The organism is uncultured Mailhella sp., from assembly GCF_905187505.1.
In the GTDB taxonomy this organism is placed as follows: domain Bacteria; phylum Desulfobacterota; class Desulfovibrionia; order Desulfovibrionales; family Desulfovibrionaceae; genus Mailhella.
Genome location: NZ_CAJJIC010000049.1, coordinates 1 through 14891 on the forward strand (window position 1 = coordinate 1; position 14891 = coordinate 14891).

Below are 14891 nucleotides of genomic sequence, written 5' to 3' on the forward strand. Positions count from 1 at the left end.
CATTGCCTTTCCGGGGTCCGGGGCGGAGCCCCGCTGCCTTTCCTGCGTTTCCTGCCTTTCCTGCCTTTTCTGCCTTTTCTGCGTTTAAAAAAAAGGGAGAAGGACGGGCCTTCTCCCGAAAGGCTGGGTGTGGTGGGATCAGAAGGAGACGCGCAGGCCGAGGGAGAACTGGTGCATGCTGATGGAGTCGGCGCGGAGGTTGTAGCCGTTGTAGCCGGACTCGCCGTCGCCGGTGAAGAGGTAGCGATAGCCGAGGTCAGCGGAGACATTGGGGGTAAAGAAGTAGGAGCAGCCGACGCCGATCTGACCGGCGAGCTTGACGTCGGTATCGGAGGCGCCGTAGTGGAAGCCGGCGACGTCGGCGTTGCCGCGGGTATTGGCGAAGGCGAGGCCTATGCCTGCGCCGACGTAGGGGGTGAAGTCCATGATGTTGGTGATGTCCCAGTAGCCGTTGACCATGAGGGTCTGCACGCGGGACTCGGCGTCGCCGAAGGGCACGCTTTTATCGACGCGGCTGTTGTAGCCGTATTCGACTTCGGCGCGGAGGGGCATGCCGTACATGACGCTGAAATCGTAGCCGCCGGCGAGGGAGAATCCGGCGATGCCGCGGGTGCTGTCGCTGCTGCCGGAACCGGCGGGGGTAGTCACCTTCCAGTCGGTATTCTGGAATCCGGCGACGAACTTGGGAGCGACATAGAAGCCCGTGTCTCCTGCCTGCGCGGCGCAGGGCAGCGCGAGGAGAAGCGCGAGAACGGCGGCAAGACAAAACTTCTTCATGAGAAATCTCCTTTTAAAAAGCAGGAAGGGCGCAAGGGCCGGAAACATCTTTCTTTCTGGATAGAGAAGCGCGCGGATTAAGTCAACAAGTCGAGGGAACGGGCACGTGCGGAACGCTTCCGCCTTTCTGCCGCGGCTGATTTCGAAAGGCGTCCGGGGCGCGGGAGCAGCTCTTTTTTCGGGGGCATGTGCGGAACATGCGGATGCGGGGCGCCGCCTTTTTCCGCGGGGGCAAGTCTTACGGTCCGGGCGCGGAACCGGCAGAAAGAGCACGGCTTGACCGTGCGGAAGGATGCGTTTACCGTGACCGTGCCGGAGCAGCGACGGAACAGGGCCGAACGACCCTCCTTCCGAAACGTCCGATTCGCGCCCGGCTCCCGCAGGGCGACCCAGCCTCCGGCGGGAGAAGAACCGCAACCAGGCAGGAGAACCCATGCAGCGCTTCGTCACCGTGGTCTTGCTGACCGTTCTGGCGCTTTCGGCCGGATGCTCGTGGATAGGAGAAACGGCGGGACGCGCCAAGGCCGGCGTGGAAAACGCCATAAGCGACACGAAATCCGGCTATCACAAAGGCTACGCCGAGGGCAAAAGCTGATACGGCGTCGCCCTTCCCTCAACGACGCCCTTCCTTCCATGACGCCCTTCCGGGCGGCCGCCGTTTCCGGGCGGGCCGTGCTCCGGGCTCACTTCCGAAAGGCGCGCGGCCTTGTGCGGCCGTTCTTTTTGCCTGCGCGGGGAGCGGACGCCTTTCCGCCATCTCTGCGCGGCGAGGCCGCACGTTCCCGCGTTTCCGGGCCGGACTTTTTTCGTTCGGAGCGATCTGCGGAGGCGTCCGGCGTCGCGACCGGCCGTCACGGGGAAAAAGGCGCGGCGCTACACCTTTCCTTCGCGCCCCGTGATGCGGGGAAGGCTGGTTCTTCCCATCCAGAGGGGAATGACGTCGAAGAGCAGCCAGCGCGTTTCCTTGTAGGTGCGCGTTATGGTGAGCAGCGGCAGTCCGAGCAGGCGATAGCGGCGTATCTCCAGGAGCTTCGTGCGGGCCATGGCCCACAGTTCCGGGTTGTCCCTGCGGGCGAAGCACAGCACGCCCTGCTTGGCGGCCTCCATGGTGCGGGCTCTTCTGTGCGAGGTGTTGCCGCTCCAGGAGCGGTACATGAAGAGTCTGTCGGGCAGCGCGGCGAACAGGGTGAAGGGAATGAGACGGCAGAACAGGGCATGATCCTCGGCGGGGCTGAACATTTCCTCGTAGCGGATGCCGTTTTCGACAAGCACGGAGCGGCGCAGCATGGTGGCGGGATGACACATGTCCCCGCAGTGCACCAGAAGCGCTTCCTTTATGGTCACGTCGTCCAGCGGCAGACGGGAAACGCCGGGCCTGTCCATGGTGGAGAACTGGCAGCCGAGCACCCCTACTTCGGGATGCGCGTCGAGAAAGGCGGTCTGTTTTTCGAGGCGTTCGGGCAGGGACACGTCGTCGTGATCCATGACGGCGAAATACTCGCCTCGCGCCATGTCCATGAGTCTGTTGCGGGTCCGGGAAATGCCGAGATTGCGTTCGTTTTCGGCATAGACGATGCGCGGATCATGAAACGAGCGCACCACCTCTTCGAGCCCCTGCACTGTGGAGCCGTCGTTGAGAATGAGCAGCTCAAAATCCGTGAAGGTCTGCGACAGCACGCTCTGCACGGCCTCGCGCAGATGTTCGGGACGGGTGTTGTATACGGGCATGAGGACGGAAACTTTCGGCATGCTCAACCTCTTTGGGACAAGATGATTCGGAATCGTTCACGCTGACTCGGCGCTCCCGGGACAGACGACGAAGCGCCGGATCGCGTGGCGGAGCTCCGGCGCGGAAGAAGGACGCGGCCGTTGCCGCACAGGCTCCCCGGAGAGAAACGGCGATCCTCGGCGTGAAGGGGAAACGCTCCGACATTTCCGCCTTTCTGCCATGGCAGCGTCTCCCGTCCCATCATGCTTACGCTCTTTTGCCGGAGGCTGTCCAGAGAGCGGCGGCAGGATTTTCGGCCGGAAGGCGCCGGAGCGCCGCCCCGTCACGGTGTGACGAGCACGGCCTTCACGCCGCAGCGCTCTGCGGCTTCCAGGTCGCTTCGACTGTCGCCGAAGAGAAGACAGTCGGAAGGGTCGAGCTCGAAGTCGGCAAGAGCTTTCTGCAGAAGGCCGGGCTCGGGCTTGCGGCAGCGGCACGGCCCGGTGAAGTCGGGATGATGCGGACAGAAGTAGAAGGCGTCCACGTGCGCGCCCTTTTCCTTCAGCCTCGCGTTCATGACGCGGTGCAGGGCGCGCACGTCGTCCTCGTCGTAGAGTCCGCGGGCGATGCCCGACTGATTGGTCACCACCACGACCCTCCAGCCCCAGGCGTTCCAGCGGGCGATAAATTCCGGCATGCCCTCGACGAAGCGGAGGTTTTCCGCGCTGTGCAGATGTCCCACATCCTCGTTGATGGTGCCGTCCCTGTCGAAGAACACGACGGGCCGCTTTTTCACGCGGCCGGGCAGCTCGCGGCAGGCGCGGAAATAGTCGTCGGGAACGCCCATGTCCACAAAGAATCCCTCGGAAACAAAGGCGAACACGTCCTGCTGCCGCACGCAGGGCTCGAACACGTCCTTTTCCAGCGAAAAGACGCGCTTCGGCACGGAGGAAAGAAAATCCCTGTCCATGAGACAGCAGCCGCCGTTGACCAGTCCTTCGGACCCCGGTTTCTTTTCCATGAACGCCTCGATGCGTCCGCCCTCCCCCACGCGGATGAGTCCGTAGCGGCCCGCGTCGCGCATGGGACGCACCGCCATGACGAGACGGGCGCCCTTTTCCTTTTTAAAGGCCGCCATGGCCGCAAGATCCACATCGAAGAGCGTGTCGCCGTTCAGCACGAACACGGCGTCGTCGCGACACAGGGCAAGAGCCTTCTTCACCGCGCCGCCGGTGAGAAGCGGCTCGTCCTCCACGGAGTAGACAAGCCGCGCGCCGCGGTAGAAGTCTCCGAACGCTTCCATGATTTTTTCGCGCATGTAGCCCACGGCCAGCACCACGCGATCCACGCCGCAGTCCGTGAGATAATCCAGAACATAGCGCAAAAACGGCCTTCCGCCCACGGAAGCCATGGGCTTGGGCCGATCGGAAACCACGCTTTTCAGTCTCGTGCCGAATCCTCCGGCAAGAACGACGGCTTCCATTACCGATCACCTCCAAAAAATTCCTCTTCCAGCGCCAGACAGAGCGCGTGATACACGGGAAGATGACGCTCCTGAATTTCCCACGTGCTCGATCCGGGCACCACCACGGCCACGTCGGCCATGCGGGCAAGGTCTCCGCCGTCCCTTCCGGCAAGGGCGACGACGGACAGTCCCGCGGCGCGGGCCACCCGTGCGGCCTGCACCACGTTCTTCGAGCGGCCAGAGGTGGACACGGCCAGAAGCGCGTCGCCGGCACGCCCCAGACCCAGCACCTGCTGGGCGAACACAAGCTCGGCCGCCTCGTCGTTGGCATAGGCGGAAATGAGCGCCGCCTCGCCGCAGAGCGACTGCACGGGCAGGGCCGCCTGAAGATGTCGCAAAAGGAATTCCGCCTCCTGCGGCCACATGGCCGCCAGCCGCTCCCGGAAATCCGGGGCCAGCGGTCGGGGCAGCGCAAAGCTCTTCATGAGCTCGCCCGTCACGTGAAAGGCGTCGGCGCAGCTTCCGCCGTTGCCGCAGACAAAAAGCCTGCCCCCGGAACGGAACACGCCGGTCAGACATTCCAGCGCCGCCACCATGTCGCCGCGGCATCCCTCAAGTTCGGGATGCCCTGCCATAAGCTCGTCCACGCGCAAAAGCGCCCTTGCCTTCATGCAACTACCTGCCTTTTTTACCTTTTTACCATCGACCGAGTGACGCCGACGCCCGAGTGACGCCCTCTCCCGTCAGCGCCGGACACGCTGTACGGGCACGGGACTTGCACGACGCCCGCCGCGTTTAACGGCGGAAGTGAATTCCGCCTACTTGCGGTCGACATTTCCCTTCTCCCGAGTACCGCGAGCGCCCGTCTGCGCCGGACACGCTGTACGGACGCGGGACTTGCACGACGCCCGCCGCGTTTAACGGCGGGAGTGAATCCCGCCTACTTGCGGTCGTCGGCCGGGCTCCTGACGTCGCCCGGGGCCCCCGAGCGTTGAAAAACGGCCTTTGCGCTGCAAACGGAAGCCCGCCCGAGCGTTGAAAAACGTCATTCCGCTGCAAACGGAAGTCCTCCCGGGCGCTGAAAAACGGCCTTTGCGTCACGCTCCTCTGCCCTTTCCGCCTTTTCAAAGCTCTGCGTCGAGCTCTGCGTTCCGTTTCCGCCGCGCGGCGCAGCCGCAAGGCGAAACGAGGGGGCCCGGGGGAAATCATTTCCCCCGGCGGGGTCCGGGGCGGCGCCCCGGCTGCTCCTGCCTGTCCCCTTCCTCTCTGTCCTTCGGCTTTCAATGATACAGGGTCCATGCCTGGGCGCCTTTTTCGGTGAAGCTGGTGAGCATGACGGAGCCGCTGGTCGTTCTGAGGCAGTCGACGAGTTCGCAGCGCTGTTTAGGGTCGCAGAGCACCATCATGAAGCCTCCGCCTCCGGCTCCGCTTATTTTGGCGGCGCGGCCGCCGTGGGACATGGCGAGGTCGTAGACGGCGTCCAGAGCGGGATTGGAGACGACGGCGGAGGTTTTCTTTTTGGCCTCCCATCCGGCGTTGAGGCAGGCGGTGACGCCCTCGAAGTCTCCCTGGAGTATGGCGCGCTTCATTTCTCTGGCGGAACGCTTGAGTTCGTGCATGCCTTCGAGGGTACGGGCGTTGCCCTGCCGGGTATTGCGTATCTGTTCGTCGATGATGGCGGCGCTGTCGCGGGATGTTCCGGTATAATAGAGCACGAGGCTGTTTTCGAGTTCGTTGCGTATCCACTTTCGCACGCGCAGGGGGTTGACCACGACCTGCGACGGGCCGCCGAACTCCATGAAGTTGAGGCCTCCGAAGGTGGCGGCGTACTGGTCCTGCATGCCGCCGGAGAGGTGCAGATCGCCGCGTTCCACGCGGCAGGCGAGATCGGCCATGTCATATTCGTCGAGGGGCAGGCGCAGCCATTCCACGTAGGCGCGGAGCATGGCCACCATCATGGTCGACGAGGAGCCGAGGCCGCAGCCTGCGGGGGCGTCGGAATAGGTGGTCATGCGGAAGGAAAGCGTGCGGCCGGGGCAGAAGTCGCGCATGATCCGGTTATAGAGGCCCCTGTGCAGGGGCAGAGGGCCGGAAAGGTCGAGTTCGGGCACGGCGGGGAAGGACACGCTCTCCCTTCTGTCCTTGGCCTCGAAGGTCACGCGGCCGTCGTCGGAAGGCTCTATGGTGCAGTAGGCGTAACGGTCTATGGTAACGTTGAGCACGCAGCCGCCGTACTCGTCGCAGTAGGGGGAAACGTCGGTGCCGCCTCCCGCGAGTCCGAGTCTGAGCGGCGCTCTTGAACGAACGATCATGATTTTTTGCCTCGTTGATTGTCTGCGCGGCGATTTCCGGGCCGTCGCGCAGGCGCCTTCTGCGCCCTGCGGCGCAGGAAAAGGGCCGGATGAACGGGCCCGGACGCCGGAAAAGCGAGCCCGGGCATGGGCCGGAGTTCGGCAAGACGCGCCGTTTGCGGCAAGGGCCGTGCGTCACGCGTCCGAGACCTGCGGATCTTCGGCCCGGGTCGGGATGGACGACAGAAAGTCGAAATTGCCTTCGGCCAGGGAGCGTATGCGTTCGTTGCAGCGGCGCATCATGGGACGCACGTCCGAGCGGAGAAGCCGGTTCATCACGCCCGCGAGCTGTTCGACGCCGACGTCGGCAGCGTTCATGACAAGCGGCTCGTCGAACTCGAAGAAGCGGTACAGTCCCTCGAACTTGCCCTGATAGGCAAAGCTCACGGCGGGCACGCTGCGGCTCATGGCCGCGATGGCAAGGTGCATCCGCGAGGTGACGACCATGTCGAGGGCGGACACGACGCGCTTGACGCAGGCCTCGTCAGGACAGGCGTCCACGGCGTTCAGGAGGGGCAGGCCGCGGGCTGAAAAATACGCGGCCAGACGGCCCAGAAGCTCCCTGTCGGAATGCTTGTCCGCGTAGACGCGGCTGTCGTGGGGCAGAAGCACGGCCGTTGCGCCGGGCACGGCGGCAAAGGCGCGCGCGAGGCGGTCGAAGAAATCGAGATAGCCGTCGGACTTCAGGGCGGCGACGTGCAGTCCCACGGGACGGCCGCCCCGTTCCCGCAGACGACGCACCTCATCGAGCACGACGGAGAGCTCCGGCGAGGCGGGAATCATGGTCTCATCGAAGAGGAAGGCGAGGTCGGCCACCTGCACGAGTCCGGCACAGCCTGCGGCGGCGAGCCGTTCCAGGCTCACGGCGTCGCGAACGTGCAGACGCGCGAAGGATGAGACCGAACGCACGGCGTCCAGAATGACGGGGTCGCGCGTGTCGCGGAAGGAAAAGCCGAGCACGTCCACGGGCAGGGAGAGCGCGTGCGCCCTTTCCATCATGGCGAACTGCTGGAGCGAACAGGCGTGACCGTAGCCGCCGTCCAGGATGTCCGCGCCCATGAACACCACATGATCGAAACCTGCGGCCGCCTCGGCAAAGCGCTCGAGCAGCGGACGGTCGTCCCGCGCGCCGATGTGCCGCACGTTCAGGCCGCGGGCGGCGAGAAAGCCGTCTTCGGCGCGCCGCTCCCGGAGAAAGACGGCGGGAACCACGTCGGGACGGCGCTTTCTCATGCCGGAAAGCAGCGAAAGCAGCATGGCGTGATCACCGAAGGAGCCGCAGCCGTCGTCCGGCGGCACGATGAGACAGGAGGGACGCTCGTCCCGCGCGCCGACAAGCCGGGGCCGCAGCACGCTTTTCAGGGAAGAGACGTCCGTCACCTCGGCAATGCGCGCGTTCGCCGCGTCGTTCAGATCGCGGCGGAAGGCCCGCGTCCGGCGCAGGGGCAGGGCCCCACGGCAGTCTTCGGCGCAGCGGAGATTTTCCACCAGCGCAGGCTGCGCTTCGTACACGTCCGCCGTTTCCAGCCGCCGCCGCTCCACGTCGGCAGGCGATTCCAGAAGCGCCAGCCCCTCAGCACTGCGCGCGATCACCAGGTTTTCCGCTTCGGAACCGTCGCCGGGCGCGCGCTCCTCGCCGTCCATGGCCCCGACCTGCACGTCGCCTCCGCCCGTCACGGCGCACCGGCAGTCGATGCACGCGCCCTGCGTGAAGAGCCGCTCCCGCCGCGCCAGCGAAAAAAGTTCCGCCCCGGGCCCCGACGCGCCGGGCCGGAAGGGAGACGCGCCGCCGTCCGCGCGCTGCGCGTCGAGACAGCGGCGCAGAAACGGCAGGGAACGCACGCCGTCGCAGAAAAGCTCCACGGCCGTGAACGATCCCCTGAGATACGGCCGCGCCCGCCTGAGCGCCGCCACATGACAGGGAAGCCCCGCCACCAGATACCGGCCTTCGTGATCCCTGAGAAACGCGGCCGCGTCCGCATACTGCACGGGCGCAGGCTGCGAAACGGCCATGCCTTCCAGAATGTCGCTCTCGCTGGTGAAAAGGCGAAGGCGCGGCGTGAGATCCTCCGCAAGCTCCAGGGCCAGCACGCCGTCGAAGCGCGGCAGCGCGTCCGCAAGCAGGGTGCGCACGACGCCCGCCGAGGAGGAGCGACGGCGCACCCTTTCGTCCGCAGAACGGCAGGAAAACGCGGCCGTCATGCGTCCGAACACCGCGTCGGAACCGGTCGACGCGCCGGCCTCTCCGGTCATGCCGCACTCTCCGGCTCCCGCGCAAACGTCTCCGGCATCCGCTCTTCCCTCTCCCGAGGCCGCGCCCTCTTCTGCCGCTTCCTCCCCGGCAGGGGCCGGAGAACCGGCCGGGGTCCCGGCGGAAAAGACCCCGGCCGCAGCAACGGACGCCGCGTCGGACGCCGCGTCGGCAACAGGCGCTCCCGAAACGTCGGAACGCCGCTGCGGAAAAGCAGCCCGTGCGGAACCTTCCGCACCCTGCCGCCCGCCCGCAACTGCCGAAACGCCCGTCGCCTCCCTGCCCGTCTCCTCAGAATCCGGGCCGCCCAGCGGACACACGCGCAGACAACGCCCGCAGTCCGTGCAGGAGGCAAGACGACGGGCTCGGACAAAGCCGTGCGCGTCCGTGACGAGCACCAGCGCCGAGGAGGGACACAAGGGCACGCACACGCCGCAGCCGCAGCAGCCTTCCCGGGGAGGCTCGGGAAGACGCCTTCTGCCGAAGCAGGCGTCGAAGGCGCGCACGTTCCTTTCAAAAAATTCCTGATAGAGACTGCGCGAAAGAGCGGCCAGAGAAATCAGCGCGGCATCGTCGTTCCACAGCTTCCAGAACCGCTCCACGACATCGTCCATGGTTTCGGCCCCGTGCCAGAAGGATTCCGACGCCATGCCCTTGATGCCGCAGCGCGTGGACAGAACCGGAAGCCCGAAGGACATGGCCTCCACCATCTTCACGTTGACCCCGGTGCCGAAGGTCACGGGCACCACCACGAGATCAAGCGAACGGTAAAAGTCCTCCGTGGTCGGCACCGGGCCGAGAAGCTCCACGGGCACGCCCGGCGGCAGCGAAAGGCCGTCGCGCTCGAAAAACGCACGCACCCCGCCGCCTATGACGAAGCGCACGGCAATCGGCTCCTTTTCAAACCTGGCGGCAAAGGCCCGCACGAAGTCCTTCACCATGGCGTAGTTCACCTCGTTGTCGCTGGCGAGAAAGCCCGCGCAGCGCGTGCGCGGCCGCTGTTCCGGCAGATAGCGAGGCGCGTCGAAATGCGACACCGTGACGCACTTGTCCGAGCGCGTGATCTCGTTGAAAAAGCGCGTTTCCTCGTCGCGGCGCGCCCATATGACGTCGGCGCGGGAAAGATAGCGCGCCTCGTCCTGCCGCGTGCAGGAAAAGAACTCGTCGCGGATGGCGTGGGAACGAAGAAACAGATGCCGGTCGGTCATGCGGTCGTGGGTGTCGATGATCTTGAGCACGCCCTCGGGCACGAATTCCAGAATCCGGGAATGAAAAATGTAGGTGCATATCACCGCTTCCGCCCGGTAGCGAAGGCACAGCTCGCGCACCTTCTCGCCGAGCCCGTCGAAATAGCGCGTGTCGAAGACGTAATAGCCCTTCTCGTCGCGCACGGGCCGCGCCGCGTCCTCGATGACGTCCAGCGTGTCCACCAGCGTCTGCGAAAGAAAAAGAATCTCGCCGTGCTGACCGAGCTCGTTGAGAAGCACGTAGTGCACGCGGTGACCGAGCCTGCGCAGACGCGCGACGTACTCGCGCACGGTGGCGATGTTGCCGTGTCCCTCGGGCAGCAGGCGTATCTGAGAAAAATAGAGAATGTCCATGTCAAAACTCTCCGGGCAGTTCGTTGGGCACGGGCTGCGCGCTCATGAAGCGGGAAAATTCCTCTTCCGCCCTCCTGCGGGAAAAACGTTCGGCCACGAAGGGAGCGCAGCACGCATGACGCGCGTTCCAGTCCGCCTCGTCGGTGCACAGCCGGGCCACGATCTCCGCCATGGCAGACGCGTCTTCCGCCGCCGCCACGGCGGGCGTTTCGTCCAGCCCCTGCGCGCCCGTCACGGTCGCCGCCACCGGCACGCCGTGCGCCAGCGCCTCCACCACCTTGCCCTTCACCCCCGCGCCGAAACGCAGCGGCGCCACGGCCGCCTTCACCCGGGCATAGAGCGCGGCAAGCTCCTCGTCGGAAAGCGCGCCTTCCCAGCGCACGTTCGCCGCGCCCGCCTCCTTCTTCGCGTCCGAAAAGTCGCCGGAACCCACCACGTGCAGCACCACGCCCGGCGCAAGACGCTCAAGCTGCGGCATGACCTCGGCAAGGAACCAGCGCAGACCGTCGAGATTGGGCCCGTGGGAACTGCCCACGAACACGATGTCCGCGCTTTCCCCGAAGGGCGCGTGCTCCGGCATTGCGGAAAGATCGTACATGTACGGCGTGATCGCGCGCACGTTCGCCCCCGGCGCAAGAGCACGGAAATACGCCGCTTCCTCCTCCGAGGGATACCAGGCCGCCGTCACCGATGAGACCGCCGCGACTTCCAGTTCCTTCATGGCCAGAATTTCAGCCTCGTCCGGGCTTCCGGTGAGTCGGCGTCCGCGCTCCATGCGCAGATGATGCGCGTCGTGCCCGTAGTAGAACACGCCCACGCCGCGCGCCATGAGCGCCTTCGTGAGAAACTGCGCCACGACGTTCGGCCGGGAAAAGAAGGCGTAGTTCAGAAACGGCCCGTGATCGACAAGGGCCCGGGCGTCGTCGCGGGAAAGCACTTCCACGCCCATGTCGCCGAGCAGCGACGCATAGGGTTCCTGCCGCTCAGGGGCAAAGAGCGCGCAGAACTTGACGCACAGCCCCATGGCCAGAAAGGTCTTCATGAACTCGAACACGGTTCTCGCCCCGGCATGCCGGTCGAACTCGGGATAGAAGTCGTCCGCCACAAGAATGGTTCTGGGACGCATCCTGCCGGAAAAGGGCATCTTTTCCGGGGCGAAGACGGTTCTTGAGGCGAAGAACGACGCCCATTTCTCCCGGAGCAGTCGATTGTTGCGCTCCATGAGCGCCACGTTCCTGTTCTCATAGGACAGACTGCCGAAATGCACGATGACCGAACGCGGCTGCACGTATACGCCGAAGCCGCGGCGGGCGACCTCGAAGCAGTAGTCGGGATCATCGCAGTAGGCCGGAGAAAAGCGTTCGTCGAAGCCGCCCACCTGCCGGAACAGATCCGTCCGCGTCATGAGCGAACAGCCGGAAACGTAGTCGGTCTTTCGGAGCCAGGCGTACATGCCGTGCCCGGGATCGGGCACGATCCAGGTCTTGAACTCGTCGGCAAAGGTGCAGACGCCGCATTCCTGAAGCGTGCCGTCGGGATGCACCACGCGCGAGCCGACCACGCCCGCGTCGGGATGCGTCTCGAACACCTCGACAAGGGCGGAAAGCCAGCCTTCGCGCACCACGACGTCGTTGTTGAGAAAGTACAGATAGCGCCCCCGCGCAAGAGCCGCCGCGTCGTTCACGTTGCGTATGTAGCCGCGGTTCACGGCGCTGCGCACGATGGTCACGTTGGGCGCGTACTCGGCAAGACGACGCGTGTCGTCGGTGGAGGCGTCGTCGGCCACAATGATCTCGCAGGGCACGTCGCCCATGTTCTCCAGCACGCTGGTCAGGCACTTCTTCGTGTACCCGACCTGGTTGAACACGGGAATGACGATGGACACAAGCGGATGCTCCGCAACGGGAAAGACGACGCCCTCCTCCCTCGCGGGCGCGGCGGCAAGCGCCTCCGCGTCGAAGGGCGCAGGCCCGGTTCTGCGGCGCAGCAGACGAAGCCCGAAGACGTAGTACGTCTTTTGATTGCCGCGGCGCGTCCACATGAAGGTGTTCACGTCAAACACGCGCACCTTGTATTTGTCCGGCGACTTTTCCCGGCGCACCACGGTATGGCCGAAAACACGGCACTTCTTCACCCGCATGAGGCCTCTTTCGGAACGCTCCACGGCAAAAATCCGCGTCACAGGATCACGGCGTCCGCCGGACGCGCCCCCGGTACGCAAAAGGCGGAGTCCGAAAAGGTAATACGTCCTTTTTCCGTCCCGTTTCGTGCGCATGAACGTGTTCACGCCGAAAACGCGAATCTTGCATCTGTCCGGCGACTTCTCCCGACACATGACGGTATGGCCGAAAACACGGCATTTCTTCACCTGCGTCATGCCCGACATCGTCTTTTCTGTGGAAAACATCTTCATGAGGCCGTGCCGCTCCCGCTTTTTCTGAGGTTGAGAGGTCATGTCCGTGCGTTTTTCGTTTCTTTTGCGCTCCGCACGCCGCGTTCGGGAAAAAAAAAGCGTTCCCCGGGCCGAAAAACGCGGCAAAACGCGTCCGAAAACGGGGCGGAAATGCTCCCGTCCCCTCAGCTACAGAAGACTTTGCATGATAATACAATGATAATCATGCCCGAATGCCTCCCTTGCCCCATGAAAACGGAACGCGGGGGCGCGGGGGCGGGGAACGGAGGAGAAACGGGAGACGCGGAGGAAACGCGGACGCCGGGAGGAAAACGCGGGGGGGGGCCGCCCTTCTCTTGTTCCGCGGCGAAAGCTGCTCTATGATGCGGAGCATGATGGTTTCCTTTTCCGACCGGGGAACGGTCGCCGCAACAGGGGACGTTTCATGAAAGACGACGATTCCGCCGAAACGACCGCGCGCTGCGAGGCGCTTTTGCGGGCATGGAGAGAACGGCGCGGGACGCTTGCGCAGGCGCAGGCGCGACGCATGGACGAGCTTTTCACGGCGTGGCGGCCGCAGGACGACGAAGCGCCGCTGCGGGAGCGCTGCGGGAATCTTCTTCACAAGACGCGGGAACTTCAGCATCAGGCGTCGCGTTCGGGCGAGCTTGTCAGCGTGTGGGACATCACGCGGCGTCACAACGAAATGCACTACAGCGCAGCGCTGGCCTGGATTCTCGACGCGCAGGCCGATCACGGTCAGGGAGGCGTTTTTCTGCGCGAACTTCTCGGCCTTGTGCGGACGATGTTTCCCGACGACGAGGACGCGCGCTCCCTGCCTCTGCATGAGCGCTACGAAGTCTTTACGGAATGGCCGCTCGGCCGGAGCGGTCGCGCCGATCTCTTTCTTCGTTCCGCGTCGGCGGACGTCATCATGGAAGTCAAAACATACGCTCCGGAGCACGGAGAGCAGCTCAAAAGCTACCGGCAGTGGCTGGAGGGACGAAAGAAGGCCGGACGCCGGGGCGCGTGTCTTTTTCTCACGCCGGAGGCGCGGGCGGGCCAGAGCAGCCGCGTTCTGCCGCTGAGCTGGAAGCAGACCGGCATGACGCTTCTCGGCGTGCTCTCCCGGCTCGGGCAGGAGCATCCCCGGTTTCAGAACTCCATGGCCGACAGAATCATCCGGCAGTTCTGTCTGCGCGTCATCAAGCTGTAAAGGAAGGCAGGCATGGAAACTTCCACGGAATTGAACAGAATGGTCATCCGCAATCTGGACGCCTTTCTTCAAATGAAAAACGCCGTCGACACGTGCGACACGCTGCTGAAAACCACGCTCAATCACTGCGTCATCCGATACCTTCAGGGCGTCGACGGCTGGAACTGCAACTGTCAGCCTCTGGACATCCTCATTTACCCCGCCGGGTGGCCGGAGGAAAACCGCGTCAGCTACCGGCTCATCTGGCCCGGCGACGACAATTACTGGATGGCCCACGCCACGGCGCTCGACGGACGCAGACTTGCCTGGGCGCTTCAGCTCAGCGACGCGGTCACGAAAAAGCGGCCTCTCGGCGAGCTGCTCTCCTCGCTGGAAGCCATGCCGGAAGGGGCGGAAATTCTGACCTTCTTCAAGGAAGAACGACTGTCCTTCCCCTTCTCCGTGTCCGCCGAGGCGCTTGCGGAGAGCTTTCCCGACTTCTCCTCCGCGCTGGAAGGGCCGGTTGCGGCCTCGCTCGATGCGCTCATGCGCGCCCATCCCGCGCTGGACGCGTGGGCAAAGGCACTTGCCGAGTCCTGATCGAAGCCCGGACGCGTCTGCCCTGCCCGGAGGACGGGCGGGAAACGACAGCCGGGTGCGCCACGCAGGGCGTCAAACGGGGCGTCAAAAGGCGATCCGTCCGAAGGGCGCCCCGGACGGCAACGCCCGGATGCAGGAATCCGCGCCTTTTCTGCCGTTTGCGGTGCCCTCCCCGGCCGCCTTTTTGCGGACACGGCGGCACGACGCGCCTTTTCGCATCTCTCCTCCGCGCTTCGGCAACAAAACGCCATGTGCCCGGCAAAATGTCGGGGACTTGATTGCGTGCGGGGCGCTTCCGCGGTATCATCGCTTCTGAATATGATGACAACCCCTGCCCGGGTCGGGCCCTCGACGCGCGCTTATTCCTCCTTCCGCACGGCGCGGCCCGACCCGCTCAGGGATATTTTTTTGCCGCACGACACCGACGCCCGAGCAACGCGAGCGCCCGTCTGTGACATTTTCCGATGCCGGAGTGACGCGAGCGCCCGTCAGCTCGGGACACGCTGTACGGACGCGGGACTTGCACGACGCCCGCTGCGTTTAACGGCGGG

Annotated in this window: 10 protein-coding genes; 3 read left to right on the forward strand and 7 right to left on the reverse strand. The window is 64.8% G+C overall.

The features are described 5' to 3' along the window. Positions 1–138 precede the first annotated feature (138 nt). The gene (locus QZZ60_RS06235; protein WP_295639353.1) at positions 139–777 is read right to left on the reverse strand and encodes an outer membrane beta-barrel protein; all 639 of its coding nucleotides are present in this window, start codon (positions 775–777) and stop codon (positions 139–141) included. A 433-nt stretch (positions 778–1210) separates the two neighbouring features. On the opposite strand from QZZ60_RS06235, the gene QZZ60_RS06240 reads away from it, so the two are divergent. Beyond that, positions 1211–1372, forward strand: coding sequence for a hypothetical protein (locus QZZ60_RS06240; RefSeq protein ID WP_295639356.1), 162 nt, complete (start codon positions 1211–1213; stop codon positions 1370–1372). Between the two features lie 278 nt (positions 1373–1650). Here QZZ60_RS06240 and QZZ60_RS06245 read toward each other — a convergent pair whose 3' ends face one another. The 6 genes from QZZ60_RS06245 to QZZ60_RS06270 form a co-directional block, all read right to left on the reverse strand. Continuing rightward, positions 1651–2526: a glycosyltransferase family A protein gene (locus QZZ60_RS06245; RefSeq protein WP_295639359.1), complete on the reverse strand. Its 876-nt coding sequence runs from the start codon at positions 2524–2526 to the stop codon at positions 1651–1653. Positions 2527–2828: 302 nt separating this feature from the next. Beyond that, positions 2829–3968: an HAD-IIIA family hydrolase gene (locus QZZ60_RS06250; RefSeq protein ID WP_295639362.1), complete on the reverse strand. Its 1140-nt coding sequence runs from the start codon at positions 3966–3968 to the stop codon at positions 2829–2831. After that, on the reverse strand, positions 3968–4621 hold the full coding sequence (locus QZZ60_RS06255) for an SIS domain-containing protein (RefSeq protein WP_295639365.1): 654 nt from the start codon (positions 4619–4621) through the stop codon (positions 3968–3970). Before QZZ60_RS06255 ends, QZZ60_RS06250 begins: the two co-directional genes overlap by 1 nt. A 609-nt stretch (positions 4622–5230) precedes the next feature. Beyond that, the gene (locus QZZ60_RS06260) at positions 5231–6262 is read right to left on the reverse strand and encodes a GHMP kinase (protein WP_295639368.1); all 1032 of its coding nucleotides are present in this window, start codon (positions 6260–6262) and stop codon (positions 5231–5233) included. Between the two features lie 174 nt (positions 6263–6436). Continuing rightward, a complete protein-coding gene (locus QZZ60_RS06265) occupies positions 6437–10153 on the reverse strand; it encodes a polysaccharide pyruvyl transferase family protein (RefSeq protein ID WP_295639370.1) in 3717 nt (1238 codons plus the stop codon). A 1-nt stretch (position 10154) separates the two neighbouring features. After that, entirely contained in the window at positions 10155–12317 is a 2163-nt protein-coding gene (locus QZZ60_RS06270) for a glycosyltransferase (RefSeq protein WP_295639373.1), read from the reverse strand. Between the two features lie 673 nt (positions 12318–12990). Here QZZ60_RS06270 and QZZ60_RS06275 point away from each other — a divergent pair. Continuing rightward, positions 12991–13761 carry a PD-(D/E)XK nuclease family protein gene (locus tag QZZ60_RS06275; RefSeq protein ID WP_295639376.1) on the forward strand — a complete coding sequence of 257 codons (771 nt, stop codon included), beginning with the start codon at positions 12991–12993 and terminating at the stop codon, positions 13759–13761. A gap of 12 nt (positions 13762–13773) precedes the next feature. Then, positions 13774–14340: a hypothetical protein gene (locus tag QZZ60_RS06280; RefSeq protein WP_295639379.1), complete on the forward strand. Its 567-nt coding sequence runs from the start codon at positions 13774–13776 to the stop codon at positions 14338–14340. Positions 14341–14891 lie beyond the last annotated feature (551 nt).

Excerpts from the sequence above, each read along its gene's own strand:
- QZZ60_RS06275 (WP_295639376.1), top strand. The coding sequence starts at position 12,991 with ATGAAAGACGACGATTCCGCCGAAACGACCGCGCGCTGCGAGGCGCTT.
- QZZ60_RS06280 (WP_295639379.1), top strand. The coding sequence starts at position 13,774 with ATGGAAACTTCCACGGAATTGAACAGAATGGTCATCCGCAATCTGGAC.
- QZZ60_RS06240 (WP_295639356.1), top strand. The coding sequence starts at position 1,211 with ATGCAGCGCTTCGTCACCGTGGTCTTGCTGACCGTTCTGGCGCTTTCG.
- QZZ60_RS06245 (WP_295639359.1), bottom strand. The coding sequence starts at position 2,526 with ATGCCGAAAGTTTCCGTCCTCATGCCCGTATACAACACCCGTCCCGAA.
- QZZ60_RS06255 (WP_295639365.1), bottom strand. The coding sequence starts at position 4,621 with ATGAAGGCAAGGGCGCTTTTGCGCGTGGACGAGCTTATGGCAGGGCAT.
- QZZ60_RS06265 (WP_295639370.1), bottom strand. The coding sequence starts at position 10,153 with ATGGACATTCTCTATTTTTCTCAGATACGCCTGCTGCCCGAGGGACAC.
- QZZ60_RS06260 (WP_295639368.1), bottom strand. The coding sequence starts at position 6,262 with ATGATCGTTCGTTCAAGAGCGCCGCTCAGACTCGGACTCGCGGGAGGC.
- QZZ60_RS06235 (WP_295639353.1), bottom strand. The coding sequence starts at position 777 with ATGAAGAAGTTTTGTCTTGCCGCCGTTCTCGCGCTTCTCCTCGCGCTG.
- QZZ60_RS06250 (WP_295639362.1), bottom strand. The coding sequence starts at position 3,968 with ATGGAAGCCGTCGTTCTTGCCGGAGGATTCGGCACGAGACTGAAAAGC.